The 20714-nt window shown below is 65.1% G+C and carries 18 protein-coding genes; 13 read left to right on the top strand and 5 right to left on the bottom strand.

Annotation, left to right across the window (positions count from 1 at the left end; all coding sequences use genetic code 11):
* The first annotated feature begins 38 nt into the window (after positions 1–38).
* Positions 39–2060, top strand: a complete 2022-nt coding sequence (locus JAP66_RS09040) for an AIPR family protein (RefSeq protein ID WP_199431191.1) — start codon at positions 39–41, stop codon at positions 2058–2060.
* Positions 2061–2556: 496 nt separating this feature from the next.
* Here JAP66_RS09040 and JAP66_RS09035 read toward each other — a convergent pair whose 3' ends face one another.
* The 3 genes from JAP66_RS09035 to JAP66_RS09025 all read right to left on the bottom strand — a co-directional run bounded on the left by JAP66_RS09035 (position 2557) and on the right by JAP66_RS09025 (position 4065).
* On the bottom strand, positions 2557–2826 hold the full coding sequence (locus tag JAP66_RS09035) for a hypothetical protein (protein WP_199431190.1): 270 nt from the start codon (positions 2824–2826) through the stop codon (positions 2557–2559).
* A gap of 298 nt (positions 2827–3124) precedes the next feature.
* Entirely contained in the window at positions 3125–3412 is a 288-nt protein-coding gene (locus tag JAP66_RS09030) for an MFS transporter (RefSeq protein ID WP_307849501.1), read from the bottom strand.
* 431 nt (positions 3413–3843) lie between these two features.
* Positions 3844–4065 carry a PIN domain-containing protein gene (locus JAP66_RS09025; protein WP_199431188.1) on the bottom strand — a complete coding sequence of 74 codons (222 nt, stop codon included), beginning with the start codon at positions 4063–4065 and terminating at the stop codon, positions 3844–3846.
* A 749-nt stretch (positions 4066–4814) separates the two neighbouring features.
* Between JAP66_RS09025 and JAP66_RS09020 the strand changes: the two genes are divergently transcribed.
* The 12 genes from JAP66_RS09020 to JAP66_RS08965 all read left to right on the top strand — a co-directional run bounded on the left by JAP66_RS09020 (position 4815) and on the right by JAP66_RS08965 (position 17613).
* Positions 4815–6086, top strand: a complete 1272-nt coding sequence (locus tag JAP66_RS09020) for a TetR/AcrR family transcriptional regulator (RefSeq protein ID WP_199431187.1) — start codon at positions 4815–4817, stop codon at positions 6084–6086.
* A 242-nt stretch (positions 6087–6328) separates the two neighbouring features.
* Complete coding sequence (locus JAP66_RS09015) at positions 6329–7120, top strand: MlaE family ABC transporter permease (RefSeq protein ID WP_199431186.1); 792 nt, start codon at positions 6329–6331, stop codon at positions 7118–7120.
* A complete protein-coding gene (locus JAP66_RS09010; protein WP_199431185.1) occupies positions 7120–7974 on the top strand; it encodes an MlaE family ABC transporter permease in 855 nt (284 codons plus the stop codon). The genes JAP66_RS09015 and JAP66_RS09010 overlap by 1 nt, the downstream gene beginning before the upstream one ends.
* 40 nt (positions 7975–8014) lie before the next feature.
* Positions 8015–9307: an MCE family protein gene (locus tag JAP66_RS09005; RefSeq protein WP_199431184.1), complete on the top strand. Its 1293-nt coding sequence runs from the start codon at positions 8015–8017 to the stop codon at positions 9305–9307.
* Positions 9307–10362, top strand: coding sequence for an MCE family protein (locus JAP66_RS09000; protein WP_199431183.1), 1056 nt, complete (start codon positions 9307–9309; stop codon positions 10360–10362). The genes JAP66_RS09005 and JAP66_RS09000 overlap by 1 nt, the downstream gene beginning before the upstream one ends.
* A complete protein-coding gene (locus JAP66_RS08995; RefSeq protein WP_199431182.1) occupies positions 10359–11486 on the top strand; it encodes an MCE family protein in 1128 nt (375 codons plus the stop codon). Before JAP66_RS09000 ends, JAP66_RS08995 begins: the two co-directional genes overlap by 4 nt.
* Positions 11483–12697 (top strand): MCE family protein, encoded by a 1215-nt coding sequence (locus tag JAP66_RS08990; RefSeq protein WP_199431181.1) that lies wholly within the window; start codon positions 11483–11485, stop codon positions 12695–12697. The genes JAP66_RS08995 and JAP66_RS08990 overlap by 4 nt, the downstream gene beginning before the upstream one ends.
* 2 nt (positions 12698–12699) lie before the next feature.
* On the top strand, positions 12700–13905 hold the full coding sequence (locus tag JAP66_RS08985) for an MCE family protein (protein WP_199431180.1): 1206 nt from the start codon (positions 12700–12702) through the stop codon (positions 13903–13905).
* Positions 13902–15299: an MCE family protein gene (locus JAP66_RS08980; RefSeq protein WP_199431179.1), complete on the top strand. Its 1398-nt coding sequence runs from the start codon at positions 13902–13904 to the stop codon at positions 15297–15299. Before JAP66_RS08985 ends, JAP66_RS08980 begins: the two co-directional genes overlap by 4 nt.
* A gap of 9 nt (positions 15300–15308) precedes the next feature.
* Positions 15309–15878: an Rv1363c family protein gene (locus JAP66_RS08975; protein WP_199431178.1), complete on the top strand. Its 570-nt coding sequence runs from the start codon at positions 15309–15311 to the stop codon at positions 15876–15878.
* 287 nt (positions 15879–16165) lie between these two features.
* On the top strand, positions 16166–16696 hold the full coding sequence (locus JAP66_RS08970) for a hypothetical protein (protein WP_199431177.1): 531 nt from the start codon (positions 16166–16168) through the stop codon (positions 16694–16696).
* A gap of 38 nt (positions 16697–16734) precedes the next feature.
* Positions 16735–17613 (top strand): SDR family oxidoreductase, encoded by an 879-nt coding sequence (locus JAP66_RS08965; RefSeq protein WP_199431176.1) that lies wholly within the window; start codon positions 16735–16737, stop codon positions 17611–17613.
* 55 nt (positions 17614–17668) lie between these two features.
* On the opposite strand, the gene JAP66_RS08960 is transcribed toward JAP66_RS08965, so the two are convergent.
* Entirely contained in the window at positions 17669–18985 is a 1317-nt protein-coding gene (locus JAP66_RS08960) for a cytochrome P450 (RefSeq protein WP_199431175.1), read from the bottom strand.
* A gap of 50 nt (positions 18986–19035) precedes the next feature.
* Entirely contained in the window at positions 19036–20703 is a 1668-nt protein-coding gene (locus JAP66_RS08955; protein ID WP_307849523.1) for an AMP-dependent synthetase/ligase, read from the bottom strand.
* Between the last annotated feature and the right edge of the window lie 11 nt (positions 20704–20714).

Below are 20714 nucleotides of genomic sequence, written 5' to 3'. Positions count from 1 at the left end.
CTGACTACTTGCACAGCAGATTCGACGATCTGGTAGACATGACCGATGCCGCCCGAAAATCACCAGAGGACCGCGAGCACATATTCCTATCCCGGGCCCTGACCGCTATGACCTTGCAAGACCTCACAGGGTGCGATGCTGACGAAGCCGCAGCTGGTGTCATTGACGCGGACGCTGACAACGGGATCGACGGTATCGCCGTCGACCTGGGGCAACGCAAGTTGTGGCTGGTACAGGCGAAGTGGAGCGATAAAGGCCGCGCCGGACTTGGCCAGAACCCAGTTGGATCCATCAGCCGTGGCGTGAAACTCATTCAGGACTCAGAATTCAATGAGTTCAATGACCGGTTCCAAAAGCATGCCTCTGCGGTCGAAGAGGTCATGTCCACGCCCGGCGTGAAAATAGTGATGGTATTCGCCTTGCTCGGCAAGCCGCCATTGGCTGACGCGGTCAATCGTGACCTTGGTCGTATCCTGAATGAACTGAACGATCTTGAACCTATCGCTGAGCATAGGCACTACTGGTTCAGCGACTTCTACCAGATCGTCCGCGATGGCAGTTCGTCGGCGCGAGCCGATCTCACGGTTAGCTTGCAGGACTATGGTCACATTGACGAGCCATACCGAGCCTACTATGGCGTAGTTCCGGTCGCCGACGTGGCGAACTGGTACGCGGATTCCGGAGATCGGCTTTTCGACCAAAACATTCGCCGATCGCTCGGACTAACGGAGGTCAACAACCAACTGCGATCTACCCTCCAGGAAACACCGAGCCACTTCTGGTACTTTAACAACGGTATTACCGTACTGTGCGAATCATTACAGAAGCTTCCCCAGGGTTCCACCCGAAAGATCGGCACGTTCATCGCAACAGGCGCCAACGTGGTCAATGGCGCGCAGACAGTGAAGTCGATCTACGAGACGGCAAGCTCCAACGGAGACAGCCTTGATGAGGGCTACGTCTGGGTTCGGCTCATCTCCTTGGAGAATTGTCCTCCAGGCTTCGCCGACGATGTAACAACAGCCACGAATACTCAAAACCAGGTCGTGGCACGCGATTTTGTCGCACTTGATGGCCGTCAGCGAGAACTCCGCACTGATTTTGCGCTATCCCTGAACAAGACATATGTAATTCAACGGGGTGAAGATGCGCCGTCGGAGGAGTCGGGTTGCACGGTGGAAGAAGCGACCCGCGCCTTGGCTTGCGCACAGGACGATCCCTCATTTGCGGCACGTGCCAGAGCCAGCGGCCCCGTGTTGTGGGAACGAGGGCCGAAAGGAACTTATGAATCGATATTCGCGCGGAAGCCAGGGGCTCTTCGCGTGTGGCGTTGCATCCAAATGTTTCGTGCCGTGCAAGCAGGGCTACAGATGGAGAAGGACGAGCGGGAAGGACGGGCAGCGAAGGTCGCTGAATGTGCTGACGCACTAGCGGCTCATATCGTGCTCCATCGAGTCGGCCTGGAGAACGTGGACGACCCGACCCGTAATTGGGATGCGGAGCTTGAGCAGGCCTCCTCGCTCACGTCCATCGTGCTGGATTGGCTCACGTACTACGTCGACGAACTTTACGGCACGACCAGTTTCGTCCCCGCCACGTTCCGGGACGAGTCGCGCTGCACGGAATTGGCCCGTTCGGTGTCTGCCGCGCTCGATTCGGGTGGTCCAATCCCCGAACTTCCAGCCGCATACCGGCCGTCTCCTGCGCAGGCGCGCGGGCGGCGAGCGGTCAGGGCCGTTATCGTCCTCGTCAACGCAGGACATATCGCAGACGGGACGGTGCTCAATTTTCAGCCACAAGGAATCCCAGAGAAACAGGCGCTCGAAGCTTGGCTCGCTGGCGATCCGCAACGTGGCCGTGCTACGTGGGTAAACAACCGGGCAAAACCGTTACTCTGGGCGGCTGACGGCAAACGGTACTCTCCGAGCGGTTTGGTCAATGAAATGCTCCGTCAGGCAGGGCATAAGGGAAAACCGGTCCAGGGTACAAGCCGGTGGTTTATCGCGGACCAAGGCTCACTCGTCGACATAGCCAACCGCCTCCGGGAAGACGAAGAGTGATCGAACCAGGGGACCATAGTCAGCGTGATCGAGTAAGTTGGTGATGACTTTCTATACGTCTTCAAGCCGCTCCCGCAGGTCGCGAGCGGACGCGCGCCGCGCAGGCACGAGCACCGACCCCTCCGCTGCGCTCCGGGGCCGGGCTCTCTCACGGCCTGCGGCGACCGCGCCGAACCATGTGGGAGCGGAGCGAACGCCGAAAGATCATCTTCGGTTGTCAAGCTACGTGCCGGTAGCCATCCCCGCTCGCCGCGATTGTCTTGCGGGCCCAACTGGCGTCAACCCCGCTTCGCGCCCGATCGCGCCGGTGGTCACCTCGAGCTGTCACCCTCGTCTCGATGCAGTCGGTCGCCTAGCGCGATCGGGGTCCCGGGTTGACACCAGCCGGGCCCGCCAAGGAGCGGCTGAGGACAGCAGGGATGGCGATCCCTGGTTGACTTCACTCGCACGGGTGGTGATTACGTCGTCGCGTACCGGCCGACGACCGTTGGCCCCGTCAGGCGCGTGGGCTCGGCGTCTTCTCGAGAGGCTTATTCTCCGCCTGCAGCGCCGCATTGAGCAGGGCAGTTGCCACCTTGACTGCTTCGTCGGGGTACAGCTCCGTTTCATGCTCAGCCCCTCCGTTCGTCAGTCTTAGCGCGATCGGCACGTTGGCGTCGGGGTCCCCAGGCCCCACAGCGGTGGTCCTTACGGCGATGTATCCGATCTCGTCGTTGCTCACGACGATGCCGTCCGTGGGTCCTTCAGCGCTAGCAACTTCGGTCATGACACCTCTTCCGTCGGTAGATCTGGGCCACCCTCCTGGGACAGTCGGCGATGATCATACTGCGGCCGACCGACAACGAAGATGGCTCATGATCAACGTTCGTACGAGCTCCATGCGCTGCGCTGTAGAGCCGAAGTCGGTACAGCACGAAAGTACAGCAGCCGGGGTGCTGGAGCGGGCATCCAGCGACCCCATGCAGACGTCTGAACTCGTGAAACACACATGTGTAATTTGCTGGCCGCCAGTTCGCATCGAGAAGGTCAGGGGTTCGATTTCCCTCAGCTCCACATTAGGGTTCTTATTGGCACCCGTACCCGTGTGGATGCCCCTTGAGTAGGAGGGCGACGCCGCCGCTCCGACGGTCTGCGACGAGGCCGAGCAGCAGCAGGACCGAGGCGTTTCCCATCGCGGCCTGCGCCATCAGCGACAACGCTCCGAGGAACTGGAGTGTCGTCGTCGCGCGACCGATGTTGCGGCGGTCCGACACATCGGCCAGCGATCCGCCCAGCAGACCGAACACGATCACGGGGACCGCCGTGGCGATACCGATCGCTCCGGTCCAGACGGGCTGCCGGTCAGCTCCCACGTCTGCTGCAGGACCGCGACGTTGGCGATCTGCTGGCCGAACGTTCCCAGCGACGTGCGATCCAGAGATCGCGGAAGGGGCGGGTGCGCAGAGGTCGCGCGTCGAAGACGCCGGTTCGCCGCGTCACGCCTCTGCCCGCGCGCTGGAATCCGACGGTGGGCCTGTCAACGGTCCTGTGTGCGCCGCTTGATCAGCGGATAGACGTAACGAGGCCGGACGCGGGTAGGCCGCGGGCCTGGTAGACCTCCTCGATCTCGGCCTCCATGGCCGCGAGCAGTCGCCGTAAGGGCTGCAGCCGGTCCCCGGACCGAGTCGGATCCCGGATTTCCCGCAGCGCTAATATAAAAGCACTGTCAGGATTTGCGGTGCCGTGCACGCCACTACGCCAGGCAGTGCTCGTACGCGTACGCGATGGCACTCGCGATCGGCGGCTACCGGGGAGCGATGACGCGCAGCCCCACCGAGCGGGCCGCTTCGCACTGGCGAAGGTCGTAGGCCACCATCGCCTCCGCGTCCACCCGCACCGCGACGGCGACGTGCAGGGCGTCGGGGCGACGCAGGTTCCTGCCCGGGAGCAGGCTGGCCTCGGCGAAGAGGGCTCGGTCGGTCCCGAACAAGCCGAACCGATCGAGCATCTCGGTCACTGCCGTCAACGAGCAGCCTGGCCGTCGTCGACGTCTCGACGTAGACGGTCACCGCTCTACCCGGAGATCGTCGATCGCCTCCTGTACGGGCGCGGTGATTCGTGCACGCGTCAAGGTTGCGAACCCTCCACGGGTCCTTGCGGATCGCAGCGGCAGCGAGTGGGCACGCTGTGCAGGCGGACCGAGAATCGCGACCACTTCACCGTGATTGGTGATCTCGACCGTGTTCCCCTCCCGCACCTCGCGCAGCACCCTGCTGCTGTTGAGTGCCACCTCGCCCGGACCGGCGAGCGGCCGAGCACGGCGCCGGTGCGAGGTCGTCCGCACGGCACCCGCCAGCGCACGACCTCGGTGGGGCCGTCCGGCGGACGTGACCTCCCGGTGCGCGCCCTGCCCGCGGGGCTCCGTGGCCCCTCCTCACCGATCGCCGACGTGGCCTCCACAACGGTGTGCGCGTCAGTGCGTTTCGACGATCTCGGTCACCCGCCTCGTACTGCGATGAAGTCCATGGCGTATGTGGTGGCGAACAGGTGGGTGCCGTGGCTCGGCACGCACCGTGCGGGACTGTTGCGAGCGAGCCAGGTGCCGCGGAAGGGCAGATCGAGCACAACATGGTCGCGTGTGGACATACCTCTGGTCTCCCCCGTCGTTGACGACCACGGAGCCCAGCGGTACTCGCGCCTCGTGCGGCAACCACGCCTGTGGCACCCTTCATCTTCGGAGGGGGCCGCGCAGTCTGCACCCAGAGCGGAGCTATGTTGACGGAGCTGGCCGCCGAGGAACGGGAGAGCGACATGGAGCGCGCGCAGTCCGGCGCAGGTTCGCCGACGCGAAAGCGGCCACCCGACCGCAAACAACTCATCATCACCGTCGCCAGCGAGCTGTTCGCCGCCCGTGGATATCATCACGTCAACATGGGCGAGATCGCCGGCATGGTCGGTATCACCCCGGGAGCCCTCTACCGCCATTTCCAGAACAAGCAAGCATTGCTCGCCCAGTGCACGTTGGACGCTTTCGCAGGGTTCGAAAGCGCATTCGACAGTGCCATGCCTCACGGCCTCGATGCGACGCTCGGGGCCATGGCCGCGCGCGAGCTCGATCGACGTGGGGCCGGCGTGCTCTGGCTACGCGAGATCCGGCATGCCTCACCAGAGGTACGGCAAGAACTGCGGGACCGTCTGGTGGCCGGCGCGCACCGGTTTCGCGACCTGCTACAGCGACACCGTCCGGAACTTTCGGAAGAACACGCCGATCTGCTCTCCTGGTCGGCCATATCAGCATTGTCCAGCCCCTCTTTCCACAAGACCTCACTGTCTTCCCGACGGTTTCAGGACCTGCTCGTGGCGTGGACGAAGGCGGCCTGTGCTGTCACGCTGCCCGAGCCGGAAGCGACCCGAAGCGCCGGGCGGCGACCGGCGCCTGCCGGGCTGCTGCGTCGATCGCGACGAGACGCCCTGCTCAGAGCCGCCATCCGGCTGTTCGCCCAGCGCGGCTACCAGGCCGTCAGTATGGAGGACATCGGTGCCGCAGCGGATATCAGTGGCGCGAGTGTCTACAACCACTTCGAAAGCAAGAACGACCTGCTGGTCACAGCGCTGACCAAGGGGGCCCACGCGCTGGAGTTCGGCATGGAGGGCGCACTGCGCGGCGCCGAGAGCGAGGACGGCGCTTTGCGACGGGTGCTGGGCTCGTATGTGGACGTGTCGCTGGCGGATCCGGACATGATGGCACTGGTCCGCATCGAAACCGGGAACCTCACCCAGGAGCAACAAGACCGGCTCCGGTTGATCCAGCACGACTACCTCGCCGAATGGCTCCATCTGATCACGAACACCCGCCCGCTGACCGAGGCCGAGGCGAGGGCGCTCGTCCACGCGGTACTGACGATCATCAACAACGCTGTCAGCACGCCTCACCTGCGCCGACGCCCGACGTTGCGGGAGGACCTGTGCGCCATCGGGCAAGCTGTGCTTGATTCGTCCACGGACCAGCGACTCGCGACCACATCCACATCAGCTGCCACTAAGTGAATCTATGTTCGCCTCCAATGGCGTGAGCTGACGCATCGGTACGACCTCCTGCGACGCCCCGGGTCCGCGCGACTCACAGCCGTCAGACCGGCGCACACGTCCGGCGCATGTCCCAGTTTGACGCACCCCGGGGCTGCCGTTAAAGTAAATCGCCACCAGCCACCCCGCTGGTCCAGCGGCGCACGCGATCGCGTTCCTCGCCGCGACGCGCGACACCACAGCCTCGTCAGGCAGGAGCGAGCATGAGCACAACGGTGCGCTCACCTCGGCAAGCAGCACGGCTGCTGCGCCCGTTGGGAAACCTGCTCGCCTTCGCCGCGGAGACTTTCCGGCAGATGTTCCGCCGGCCTTTCCAATGGCGGGAGCTCTTCGACCAGGCGTGGTTCGTGACGCGGGTATCCATCCTGCCGGCGTGCCTCATCACGATCCCATTCGGTGCCGTTCTCTCGTTGCAGATCGGGACCCTGTTCCAGCAGCTCGGTGCCCAATCGTTCACCGGCGCGGTGGCGGTGCTGGGAATCGTGCAGCAGGCGGCGCCGGTCGCTACGGTCACGGTGATCGCGGGTGCCGCGGGAACCGCGGTGGCCGCCGACCTCGGCTCCCGAAAGATCCGCGAGGAACTCGACGCGGTCGCGGTGCTGGGCATTTCCCCCATCCAGCGCCTGGTGGTGCCGAGGGTACTGGCGATGGCATTCGTCGCCACGCTGCTCAACGGGGTCGCGACTGCGGTGGGGGTACTGGGCGGCTACATCTTCAACGTCCTGGTACAGGGCGGCTCACCTGGTGCCTACGTACAGTCCTTCACCGCATTGGCACAGCTTCCCGACATCTACATCGGCGAGATCAAGGCATTTCTGTTCGGAATTCTGGCCGGAATCGTGGCCGCCTACCAGGGAATGAATGCCAAAGGCGGGCCGCAAGGCGTCGGCGACGCGGTGAACCAGTCGGTCGTCATTTCTTTCGTGATGCTGTTCATCGTCAACACCATCATCACCGGTATCTACTACGAGATCGTGCCACCGAAGGGCCTGTAATGCACAGAGGGTTGATCGGCACGGTGCGAAGCGCTCCGGTGCGAGCGGCACGTGGTGCCTACACCGGACTTTCGTCGCTCGGCGAGCAAGTCGCCTTCTACGGCTACTGCCTCGCGGGTACCCCGCGCGTACTGCGGCGATATCGACGCGAGGTCATCAGGTTGCTCGCCGAGGTGAGCCTCGGCCGGGGAGCGCTGGTGCTGGTCGCGGGCACACTCGGGATCATCGTTTTCGAAACACTCGCCGTCGGCGGGGTGGTCGGGATGGTCGGTTACCAAGGCCTTCGCCAGCTCGGGATCCAGCCCTACATCGGTTTCCTGTCCGCCTACTTCAACACCCGCGAGGTCGCACCGCTGGTGGCGGCGAACGCGCTGATCGCCACCGTGGGGGCCGGCTTCACCGCTCAGCTCGGCGCCATGAGGATCAGCGACGAGGTCGACGCTCTCGAGACGATGGCGATACCTTCGGTTCCCTACCTCATCACCACCCGCATCATCGCCTCGTTCATCGCCGTGATTCCGCTGTACCTGGTCGGGCTGATGGGTACCTACCTGGCCACCGAGGCGGTTTCACTGCACTACTACGGCCTGACCAGCGGAACCTACGACCACTACTTCAACCTGTTCCTGCCTCCGATCGACATCTTGTACTCGTTCGGAAAGGTGCTCATCTTCTCGGTGATGCTCACCCTCATCTGCTGCTACTACGGGTTCACGGCGAAGGGCGGTCCCGCCGGAGTGGGTGTCGCGGTCGGTCGCGCGGTACGGCTGGCACTGGTCGCGGTGGTCGTCACCGACTTCTTCCTCAGCCTCGCCCTGTGGGGCTCGAACGTGACTGTCCGAATCGCGGGATAGCGGAGCCAGGACAATGCGAACCGTCATACGCAGGCACACGATGCCAGTCCTGGGACTCGTCTACATCCTGGTCCTGGCGCTGCTCGTACTGCTCTGTGTCCAGATCTACCGCAAGGCGATGCCCTGGCAGGACGCGGTCGACGTCACGCTCACCACTCCGAACGCAGGGCTGCAACTCAACCCGCTTTCCGACGTCAAGTTGCAGGGCGTCCGGGTTGGTGAGGTGCGCGAGGTGACCTCCGACGGTGTCGACGCCGTGGTCCACCTGGCACTCGATCCGGACCGGGTGGAGCTGATCCCGGAGAACGTCGATGCGGCGATCCTCCCGAAGACCTTGTTCGGCGAGAAGTTCGTCGAGCTACGGCCGCGCGAGCACTCGTCGACAGAGCGGATCTCCGAGGGAGACGTCCTCCGGCAGTCCACCACGTCTGTGGAGCTGAGCGCGCTCTTCTCCCACCTCGTCTCCGTGCTCGACGTTCTCGAGCCCGAGCAACTGTCCCTGACGCTGAACTCGCTCGCTGACGCACTGGCGGGCCGCGGCGTGAAACTCGGCGAGACCATCGACCTCCTCAACAGCTTCCTCGGACGTTTCAACCCACACCTGGACACCCTCACCCATGACATCCGCCAGTTCGCCTCCACCGCGGATATCTACGCGGACAATGCACCGCAGCTACTCCGCACTCTCGCCAACGGTGTCGACATCACCCGCGACCTCCTGGTTCCGAAGGAGAAGGACTTCGCCGCCTTCCTCGATACGGCTTTCCGAACCGCCCGTAAAGCGACTGACGTGTTGCGCACCAATGCCGAAGGCCTGGTCACGCTTGCCGGGAAGGCGCGCCCGGTCGCTGCCCTGCTCGATGAGTACTCCAGCGAGTTCCCCTGCGTCATCCATTCCCTGAACGTGACCAACGCAGCGATCGACAAGACGCTGGCTCAGGGACCGTACGTGAACCTCAGCGTCGAGGTGATCACGCAGCGGGCGCCGTACACCTATCCGGAGGACCTGCCCCAGCACCCGGGTTCGGATGCCAACAACGCCAACCTCCCGGGCCCGATCGACTCCTGGAGTCCGCACTGTCCGGTGATCCCGGAGCGGATGGCGGGCCTCGCGGACGTCCCACCGCTCTCCCAACGGGAGCCGCGGAAGAACGTCCTGGAGGGCCGGCCGAAACAGCCTGAGCCCGGCGCCACGTCGGGCCTTACCCCGCGGCAGGGGTTGGCCCGGGCGCTCGCCGCGCAACTGCTGGGGATGCCGGCCGAACAGGTTCCGGGTACCGCGACGTTGCTCTTGGACCCCCTGCTGTCGGACGGAAAGGTAAGGGTGCGTTGATGTATCGGCGGCGCCTCCCTTCTTCAGCGATCAAGATGGCGGTCTTCACCGCTGTCACGGTGGTGCTGATCGGTCTCCTGGGCACGCTCATCGGCAACGTCGGGTTCGACGCGCGGAAGACCTACGCTGCCGTGTTCGATGATGCGACCGGCGTACACGAGGGCGATCGGGTGCGCCTGTCCGGAGTGGACGTCGGAGCCGTCTCGGGCCTGCGCCTGACTCACGATGGCGAGCGGCAGCGCGCTGTCGTGGAGTTCAACGTCAACGAGAAGGTCCCGGTGTACCGCAACGCGCAGCTGCATCTGCGGTATGAGAACCTCGTCGGGCAGCGATACCTCGCCATCGTCGAAGAACCCGGCAGCGGTGAGCCGATGCCCGAGGGCGGAACCTTTCCCGCTACGCAGACCGTTCCCGCGTTGAACCTCACGGTCCTGTTCAACGGATTTCAGCCATTGTTCCGCGCACTCGACCCGAAGCAGGTCAACGAGCTGTCGCACCAGATCGTTCAGACGTTGCAAGGGCAGGGCGGAACGCTGCGCAACCTTCTTGCCAACACGGCCGAGCTGACCCGGAACCTCGCCAACAAGGATGTGGTGATCGGCCGGGTCGTGGGGAACCTCAACGCCGTGCTCGGTGAGGTGGATCAGCGGCAGGGCAAGTTGACCGAACTGATCGACGGATTCCGCACCCTGATGAGGGGCCTGGCCGAGGACCGGGACACCATCGACGGCAGCCTGACCGGGTTGGCGTCGCTTCTCGGCAGCACGACCGGGCTCCTCGCCGATGTCCGTGATCCGTTGCGGGCCGACATCGCTTCGATGAACGAGTTCGCCGGCCAACTCGCCGACACTCGCCATGTGCTCGACGACAAGCTCAAAAACCTTCCGCGCAAACTGAACACGATCAACCGCGCCGGCTCCTACGGGTCGTGGTTCAACTTCTATGTGTGCGGCTTGCAGTTGAACGTGCACCTCGCCGGGCGCGACCTGCCGCTCAGCACGCCGAACGTGATGACCAACGAACGAGACACCGTCTGTGCCGGGGGAAGCCGATGAGTTCTAAGTCGTTCACAGAACGTGACCCCGCGACCATCGGACTCGTCGGTGGGACGGTGATCGTGCTGGTACTCGTTGCTGCGTTCAACTTCCAGCGACTACCCATCGTGGGCGCAGGTCCGGAGTACTCAGCGGCATTCGCGGACGCCAGCGGACTGGAGGTCGGTGAGGACGTACGGATCGCGGGCATCAAGGTCGGCTCGGTCTCCGGGATCGATCTCGAGAACGGCCAGGTCGTCGTCCGGTTCCGAGTGAAGCACGCGACGTTCGGCGAGGAGACCAGGGCTTCGATCGAGATCAAGACCTTACTCGGTCAGCACTACGTCAACCTGATTCCCGACGGTCCCGGCCAGACCGAACCCGGTTCGCGGATCCCACGCGAACGCACCGAGACCCCGGTGAACATCGTTCCAGCCGTTCAGCGGTTGACGGAGACCGTGCAGCAGATCGACACGAAGCAGGTGTCCGAGGCCTTCGACGTGTTGTCCAAAGCGCTGGAGGGCACGGCGCCCGAGATCCGGCACACACTCGACGGCCTGTCCCGGCTGAGCATGACGGTCGCGTCCCGGGACGAGCAGGTCCAGAACCTGCTCGAGAAGACCAGCAACGTCACGGGCGTGCTCGCGTCCCGCAACCGCCAGCTCAGCCAACTGTTCGGCGACACCAACGTGGTGCTCGACATGCTGAACGATCGTAAGGAGACGATCCGGCAGATCGTCGCGGGCGTCGGCGAGTTGTCGCAACAGCTCACGGGTCTCGTCCGCGACAACGAGGGTCAGTTGCGACCAGCGCTCAGCAAGCTCCGGTCCGTCGTCGACGTCTTGCGGCGAAACAACGCTCAGCTCGATGCGCTGATCGGGCAGGTGACCCTCTATGGTCGCCAGTTCACCAATGTCGGAGGCACCGGGCACTGGTTCGACGCGACGGTGAAGGTGCCCCGAGGGTTCGCCTTGTGCAGCACGGGCCCGAACACCCCACTGCTGGAGGTATTGGAGCCCGTGCTGTCCCGGGCCAACGAGGCGGTCAATGGCAGCTCGTCGCCGTGCCTGCCGCTCGGTCCAGCGACCAGCACCGCTCCGGAAAGCCAGGCGAACCAGGATCAGACGCGGGGAGGCGGCAAGTGATCCGGCTCCTGACCCGCCGAGCGACTCTCGTCGTCCTGGTCGTTCTCGCCCTCACGGCTGGTGCGTTCGCCGTCACGCAGCGGCAGCCCCGAGAGCTGACGCTCACGGCGGAGTTTCGGAACACGACCAGCCTCTATCAAGGGGCGGACGTCAAGATCCTCGGCGTCAGCGTCGGCAAGATCACCAAGATCGAGGTGCGGGGCACGAGCGTCCACGTCGAGATGACCTACGATGCGGAACACCCGTTGCCTGCCAACGTGCACGCGGCGGTGATCCCACCATCGATCGTCGGCGATCGATTCGTGCAGCTCGCTCCTGCCTACACCGGCGGACCGCAGCTGCCGGACAATGCCAGCCTCGGTCTGGACCGCACCGAGGTTCCGATCGAGCTCGACGAGGTCTACCGCAACCTGAGCAAGCTCGCCGAGGCGCTCGGTCCTGAAGGCGCCAACTCCGACGGTGCGCTGTCTCGGCTGATCACAGCGGTGGCTCGCAACATGGAGGGCAACGGCGGCGCGATGAACGCGACGATTCGCAATCTGGCCGATGCCGTCGGGACTTTGTCGGACAGCCGGCAGGACATCTCCGCAACGGTGTCCAATCTCAGCGACTTCACCACGATGCTGGCGGGCAACGACGAAGAGGTACGTGCCCTCGTCAGCAACCTGGCCAAGGTCTCCACCCAACTCGGGACCCAACGCGACGACATCGCGACAGCCACCCGAGACCTCTCCGAGGCGCTGCAGCTGGTGTCTGGTTTCGTTGCCCGCAATCGCGAGCTGGTGAAGGACAACGTCAATGGTCTGACCGAAGTCACCGGAACGCTTTCCAGGCGCAGCGATGATCTCGCCGAGCTGATCGACATTGCCCCGCTCGGGCTGACGAACATGATGAACATCTACGTTCCGGAGAACTGGGACCTCTCCGATCCCGGCGCGGTACCGCCGCAGAACCGGGCCGGCTCACTAGCGCTGCGCGCGCCGTTGTTCAACGACCTGACCGTCCAGTTGGGCCATACGATGACCGCGATCTGCGGATCGCTACCGCACGAGGCGCAGAAGCAGGTGGCGGCCCTGTGTAGCAGCCTGCAACGCGCCGGCGGCGACCTCGCCGCCGTGCTGACACGCTTGATCGACCCGGCGTTGGGCGGCGGCCTCACTCCGTCGCAGCCGGCGAGGACATTGCCCGAACTCCTGACAGGAGGACGATGACGATGAAGCGGCGACAAGCAGGTCTCTTCGGTACGCTTCTGCTCGTCGTCGTGACGGCCACCGGCTGCGGTTACCGTGGGCCGCTGAGCCTGCCACTACCGGGGGCGATCGACGGCGAAGACACTTACCGGGTGACTGTCACGTTCGACGACGCGACGAACCTGGTGCCCAAGCAGACCTGCCGGGCCAACGACACCGTCGTCGGGAGCGTCGAGTCCGTCACCCTCGACCAGAACCTGGACGCGCGCGTGGTCTGCGCTGTGAAGGACTCGGTGACGCTGCCTGCGAACTCCGTCGGCACGCTCGCCGAAACCAGCCTGCTGGGCGAGCGCTATGTCGCCATCGGCCCCGCACCAGGAGAGGAACCTCAGGGAAAGCTGGCGCCCGCAAGCGCGGTACCGGTCGGCCGAATGCAGGCCAGTCCGAGCACGGAGCAGGTTCTCGGCGCACTGTCCGCCGTCCTCAACGGCGGGAGTATCGGGCGTATCCATCAGATCACCCGCGAACTGAACAACGCGCTGGATGGCCGTACCGCCGACATCCCGCGACTGCTGGGCGAGCTCAACCAGCTCACCGGAACGCTGAACCGCCATCGTGGCGACATCACTCACGCCTTGGACTCGCTGGACAACCTCAGCACGAAGCTCGCCGACCAGCGCGACACGATCGGCGCCACACTCGACACGATCCCCGCGGGAATCAACGTCCTCAACCGACAACGGCCGAAACTCACCGCGACGTTGCTGCAGCTCGACCGGCTCTCGTCCGTCGCTGAGCCGCTCATCGACCGCAGCAAGGAGAACGTCGTCGCCGACCTCGAACATCTACGGCCCGTGCTGGCAGAACTGTCCAAGAACGGCAGGGAGATCGCGGGCGCGCTGGAGATCGCCGTGTCATACCCGTTCCCGAAGAACACTCAGAGTGTGATCGAGGGCGATTACGGAGGTTTGTTCGGCCGGATCAACATCGATGCCGACACCATCAACGAGCTGCTGCGCCAGGAACTGTCCGCACTCGCCCGGCGGCAGGAGGTGCGGACGGATAGTCCTGGTAGCGCGCCGGCACCCGCACCCGCACTCGCACCCGCACCGAGGTTGCCGGATGTACTCGACGACCTGATCGGGGCTGCGCCGTCGTTGGTCGGTGAGGCCGGCGACGGCGCACTGCCCCTCGACCTCGGGCAGCTCCTTCTCGGGGGTCCGTCGTGATCGGCAAGCGCAGCCGCATCCAGCTCGCCGTCTTCTTCGTGGTGGCGCTCGTCTCCGTGACCTACGGCGCGTTCCGGTTCGCCGACGTGGGTGAGGTCTTCCAGCCGCCGTATACGGTGCAAGCTCAGTTCGCCCACGATGGCGGCATCTACCCGCAGGCGGCGGTGGAGCTGCTCGGCACCAAAGTGGGTTCGGTCTCCGGGCTTCGTCCCGGCCCCGGGGCCGGCACCACGGCCGCCCTGACCATCGACCACGGAGTCCGCATTCCCCGAGACGTGGTCGTGATCGTCCGTAGCAAGTCGGCAATCGGTGAACAGTTCGTTCAACTTGTCCCGAAGTCTGCGGGTGGACCACCGCTACCGGACGGTGGCGTGATTCCGGTCGAGCGGACCCGCACGCCGCCACGGGTTGAGGAGCTGTTGCACAACCTCGACTCCCTGGCAACCTCCGTGCCCAAGGACGACCTGGCCACGAGTCTCCGCGAGCTGGCCGACGCAGCGGGTGGCCTCGGCCCGACCTTGCAGCAGCTGCTCGACGACTCGAACAAGCTGACCAGGACCGCCCTGACGAGCATGGACGATATCACCCAGCTGATCGACAGTGCCAGGGTAGTGCTGGACACACAAGTCGGCGCGAAAGACCAGATCGGAACGTTCAGCCAGCAGCTGGCCAGCCTCACAGACCGGCTACGCGAGCTCGATCCTACGTTCGCCGCCGTCTTCGCGCGGGGCATTCGTGCCGGGACCGAGGTCACGAACTTGCTGCAGGACAACCAGAAGGCGCTTCCGGTGCTGCTGAACAATTTGCTGTCGGTCGCGGACGTTGCGGACCAGCGCATACCCGCCCTGCGCAAGTCCTTGGTGGTCTTGCCCTGGGTGGTGCAGCAGACCGTCAGTGCAATCAGGTACTGCGACGACTACGACCCGGAAACCGGAAAGCCCGTGGCCAACAGCTGCCAGTACGACGGGCAAGGCCGTCCGGTCTGGTCGGCACATCTTGCCCTGCAGCTGGTCGAGCCGCCCGGCTATCCACCCTACTTCCCGTGTATCCGGGGGTACGAGGGCACCGAGAGGCACCTGCCCAACGGCGCGCCGCTCGATGGTCAGGGACCACGCCAGTCGCCCGACTCGCCGGCCAATCACGACGCCCACTGTGCCGCGCCACCGAGCGATCCGAGCACGCCGAGCGTGCGCGGCGCGCAGAACGCGCAGCGGCCACCGGCTCAACACACCGGATCCTCCGCACCGGCCAGCCGGATCGCCCTTTACAACCCGAACAGCGGGATACTGGTCGCCCCCGACGGCCGCAGTTTCGAGCTCAGTGGCATGGCTGGTTCCCCGCCGCCCACCGGTGAGAACGCACTCGGCTGGCTGCTCACCGAACCGCTCTCGTAGGAGGCAGAGATGACCGACAACTCCGGGCCGGCGGACGACGGCAAGGACGAGGCTGAGGCCCAACCGGCGGTGCCGGCCAGGACCCGCCGGCGCCGCCGGGACCTGCTGCGCAAACACTGGTTCGTGCCCGCCGCGCTCAGCGTGGTCCTGGCCGGCCTGCTTACCGCCTCTCTCCTGCTGTGGTTGGACGACCGGCAAAGCCTCGATGACGGTGCGGTGGCGACTGCTCAGCAGCAGGCGACGAACTTCTTCAGCCTGGACCACAAGCGACCCGATGCCGGTATCGACCGGGTACTGAGCCTCGCCACGGACCCGTTCAAGACCGAGTACAGCAAGAAGCGGGACACCATCAAGAAGTCGCTGACCGAGAAGAAGCTCTCTGTTTCCGCCACAGTGCCAGACAACGGTGCCGCCATCGAGTACCTGCATGGCGACAAGGCACAGGTGCTGGTCGCGGTCGATACCCGGACGACGGCCGGCGACGGCGACCAGGCCGAGAGCAACCGATATCGAGCCAGAATCGAACTCGTCCGCGTCGGCGAGAAATGGTTGGTCTCCGGAGTCAAACAGGTCGGATGAGGAACTCGAGTATGGCTACCCAGAAGCAACTGCGAACCAAGCGCCGCCTCCCGAAGGTCGCGGGCACGACGCGAGCCTCCGGCCGGCACCCGGCGGAGGAGGAAGAGGGCCTGGCACCGGCACCCGCCGCCCACACACCGTCGCCGCCCCCGCGCCCTTCGCCGCGGCCGTCCCCCTCCACGGAGGATCGGGAGACGCCGTCGGCGCGGTCGAACGATGTCCCGGCGGAGAAGCCTGCTGACGAGCCGGCTGATGCACGGGCAACTCGATCGCGGTGGCCTCGCCGGGTGCTGATCGGAACGCTCGCGCTGCTGGTCGTCGCGGCGGGAGCACTGACGACCCATCTGGCGATGCAGCCGGAGCCCGCGAACATTCGGCCGGTGGTCGATCCCGAGGGAAAGTACACGGCGGGTTCCATTCCCGACTCCGAGGGATCGGCGGCGGTCGCCGCGGCCGTCCGAGCTCTCCCCACAGTGCTGTCCTACGACTACCGATCGGTGGACCAGGGACTGAAACAGGCGAAGTCGCTGATGACCAAGGAGTTCGCCGGCGAGTTCGGCAAGACGTTCGACGCGACGGCTCGGCCGATGGCGACGGAGCAGAAGGCGGTCACCAGAACGCTGGTGCGCGGTGCGGGCCTGGTCGATGTCACCGATTCCGGCAGTGCGAGATGCTTGCTCTATATCGATCAGGTTCTGGTTTCCAGCGAGACCATGAAAGACCAGGAAAGCCCGGCCAAGGTCAGCCAGAACCGTGTCGTCGTGGACCTGCGACAGGACGGCAAAGAATGGAAAGTCGACGCGATCACGCCTTTGTGATCAACTTTCACGGAACCTGAAGGTAGGAGAGGCTACACATGGGCCGGAACAGCGGGAAAGCTTTGGCATCGGGTTGCGTCGTCGCCGTCACCGGCGGAGCGCGAGGTATCGGCTACAGCACCGCACTGGCTTTCGCCCGCGCGGGTGCGGCAGTGGCGATCGGTGACCTCGCTGCCGAACCGACCGAGCAGGCCGCCGCCGAGATCGCGCAGCGAGCCGGGCAGGGTGGAACCGGCCGGGTGATCGGGTTACCGCTCGACGTCGCCGACGCCGACTCGTTCGCGAAGTTTCTCGACCGTACGGAGAACGAGCTCGGCCCGTTACGCATACTGGTCAACAACGCGGGGATCATGCCGACCGGATTCTTTCTCGATGAGGACGAACGCATGACCGAAAGGGTCATCGGCGTGAACCTCCGCGGGGTGATTCGCGGCTCACGGCTCGCGGCCGATCGGTTCGTCAGCCGCGGGGAGGGACATGTCATCAACATCGCGTCCCTTGCCGGAGCCTTCCCGTTCCCTGGCGTCGCAACCTACTGCGCGGCGAAACACGCAGTTGTCGGCTTCACCCAGGCGCTACATCGCGAACTCGAGGGCAGCGGGGTTGATGTGAGTATCGTGCTGCCCAGCTTGGTACGCACGGAACTCTCCGTCGGGGCCAACGTTCCCAAGTGGATCGCCAAGGTGTCAACGGTATACCCTGAAGATGTAGCCGGGGCCGTGGTCGAGACAGCACGCACGGGGCGTCCGCTGACGACGGTGCCGCGGCGAGTCGCCGCGATGCTCACGATCATGTCGATACTGCCGTACCGCGCCAGGCGCGTTCTCGAGGCGCGGACCGGTGCGGAACGCGTCTTCGCCCAGCCGGACGTTGCTGCCCGCGAGCGTTACCTGCGACAGCTGAATGACGCCATCTGATCGGTTGGCCCGACACTCGTGAGTGAAGAAGGTCGCTCTGACGGCATTCTTTCACTCACGGGCGTTGCCCGGGGCCGGAAACCCCTAGCCGGACGGGGAGTTCGTCGAGGCCCCGCAGGGTGCTGTTCGGTTTCCACACGGGCTTGCCGGTGATCTCGATTCGCCCGGCCCGGCCGACCAGTTCCCGAAGCACCGCTTGCCCTTCCATCCTCGCCAGCTGTGCCCCCAGGCACATGTGCACCCCGTAGCCGAACGACACGTGGCTGGTGGGGTTGCGCTCCACGACAAAGCTGTCGGGATCGGTGAACTGACGAGGGTCCCGGTTGGCCGCCGCGAACAGGAGCAGTACCCGCCCACCGCGCGGGATCGTGGCGGATTCCACCTCGTAGTCTTGCAGCGCGGTGCGGTAGAAGCCTTGAATCGGTGTCCCGAATCGAAGCTGTTCCTCTACCGCCGACGGGATCAGGTCCGGTCGTTCCCTGAGCAGTTCGTACTGGTCCGGGTTGACGGCAAGGCTGTGGACCAGGCCGCCGATCAGGTTGGTGGTCGTCTCGTGACCGGCCAGCAACAACAGGATCGCGAACCAGAACAACTCGTCCGGATCGATGTCGCCGCCTTCAGCGGCGTCGACGAGGCGGCCCAGTACTGTGCCGGATTCCAGCAGGCGGCCCGCGGCCATCCGCTCGTGGAAGTACGAGTGCAGCCGCAGGAGGCCGGCGAGTACGTTGCCGGACTTCTTCAGCGCGGCGGGTCGCAACTCGATGTCGGTTGCCTGGACGGCCTTGTCGGACCAGAGCCGGAACCGGGCGTAGTCTTCCGGAGGTATTCCGAGGATATGGGCGATGACCCTGATCGGGAGCGGAACCGCCAGCTGCTTTACGGCGTCACCACCGCGGGCGGCCGCCAACTCACCGACCAGCTCAGCGGCTAGCTCGTCGATGACGGGTTGCCAGGACTCCAGCGCTCGACGCGTGAACGCCGGAATCGCGAGTTGCCGCATCCTGGTGTGTTCGGGACGGTCCCTGGTGAGCATCATCGGCAACGAGAACCGGCTGCGAGCGACCCCCTCGGCGGAGGACAGCACCCGGTCCGACTTCGCCGCCTCGCGGACGTGCTGGTGATGACTGAGAATCCAGAGGTGGCGGCGGGGGTTGTAGTGGACGGGCCCGCCCCGTAGCAACTCGCGGTAGCTGGGGTACGGATCGTCGAGCACCGCCGGATCCATCTGGTGGAACGCCGTGGGCGTGACACCGGCCGGCAGGTGATCTCGCCGATACCGGGCTCCGAGCGCCGCGCTCGCCTCGTCCACCGCCGTCCCGGCAGCGACCTTCGCGACCACTCCAGCGATGTCGAGCTTTCCCATACTCCGCATAGCCGCCTCCCTGACGCAGCAGAATGACCCTGGTGGAACGAAGGCGCCGCCTATTGGTACAGCACCGCGATGGCGTCCGCGTACTTCGCGTGAATTGCTTTGCGCCTGAGCTTCATAGTCGGCGTCAGCAGCGTGCCGCCCGGTTCCCAGGTTTCGGGCAGAATGGTGAACTTCTTGATCTGCTCGACCCGTGCGAGGCGCTCGTTCGCCGAGCGAACTCCATCCGCTACCGCGGCGCGGACGCCGGGATGGGTCGCGAGGTCGCTCAGTGCCGTGCTCGGGATGCCGTGTTCGGTCGCGAAGTCATCGACCGCCTCGGGGTCGAGCGTCACGAGCGCGACGACGTACGGGAGCCGGTCACCGACGGCCACCGCGGAGCCAACCAGTGGGCAGGCCGTCTTCAACGCGTTCTCGATGTTGGCGGGCGACATGTTCTTGCCCGCATCGTTGACGATCAGCTCCTTCTTGCGATCGACCACGCGCACATACCCGTCGTCGTCGATGGAACCGATATCGCCGGTGTGTAGCCAGCCGTCCGGATCGATCGTCTCGGAGGTCCTGATCGGGTCGTTTCGGTAGCCCTTCATCACGATCGGCCCGCGCACCAGGAGCTCACCGTCGTCCGCGACGCGTACCTCGACCCCGGCCAACGGCTTACCCACCGTACCGACCCGAATCGAATGCGGCCGGTCCACAGTCGCCACCGCGCAGAGCTCGGACATTCCCCAGGCCTCACACACGGGTATGCCGAGCCCGAGCATGAACTCGTGTACCGCCGGGTCGATCGGCGCCGCCCCGGACGCGGCGAACCGCACCTGGTTCAGCCCGAGCTTCGCTCGTATCGTCGAGAGTACGACGCGGTCGGCGATGCGATGCCGCAGGCGTAGTGCAGGCGACGCCGCACCGCCCGCCCGGTACATCTTCACCCCGGTTCGGATGGCCCACCTGGGAAGCGCCCGCTTGACGGGATTCGTCTCCGCGGCCAGCGCCTGCTCGAGCTTCGCCTTGATCTTGTACCAGGTCTGCGGCACGCCGATGAAGATCGTCGGGTTGACCTCGGTGAGTGCCTTGATGGCCTCTTTGGGCTCACTCAGCGTGGTGATCTGGATCCCAGTGAGCAGGTTCGCCCAATGGCAGGCCCAGCGATTGGCCGCATGCGCGTCGGGCAGGTAGGAGACCACGCGGTCATCAGGTCCCATATCGAACACCTGGAGAGCGCCGAAGACGTTGGCCAGCAGGCTGGCGTGCGTGATCTCCACGCCTTTCGGCGGCCCGGTCGTGCCCGAGGTGTAGATCAGGGTCAGCACGTCGTCGGGAGACACCGCGCGCCAAGCTCGGTCGAAATCGAAATCCGGCTCCAGATCGTTCTCCACCGCTCGCAGAGACAGCGTTCCCGGTACTGATTCTTCGACGCAGACGACGTACTCGACGCACGTACCCTCCGCGGCGGCCAGCACGTGGTCCGCGAACTGCCGCTCGCAGACCACCACCCTGCTGCTCGCATTCCGAAGAAGGTGCCGGATCGTCTCCGGTGGGTTCGTGTTGTAGATCGAGAACGGGATCGCCCCGAGATGCAACGCGGCGGTGTCGACGAGATGGAACTCGGGACGGTTGGTGAGCATGAGTGCGACCGTGTCACCGTGCCGGACACCGAGCTTGGTAAGGCCGGCGGTGAGCCGACGGACCTTCTCGGCGTACTGGCGCCATGTGATGGTCACGCCGTCGCCGG

The sequence above is a fragment of the Qaidamihabitans albus genome (assembly GCF_016464705.1).
GTDB lineage: Bacteria > Actinomycetota > Actinomycetes > Mycobacteriales > Pseudonocardiaceae > Qaidamihabitans > Qaidamihabitans albus.
Note: the sequence above shows the minus strand (reverse complement) of the source record. Positions and strands in the feature narration are given on the sequence as shown.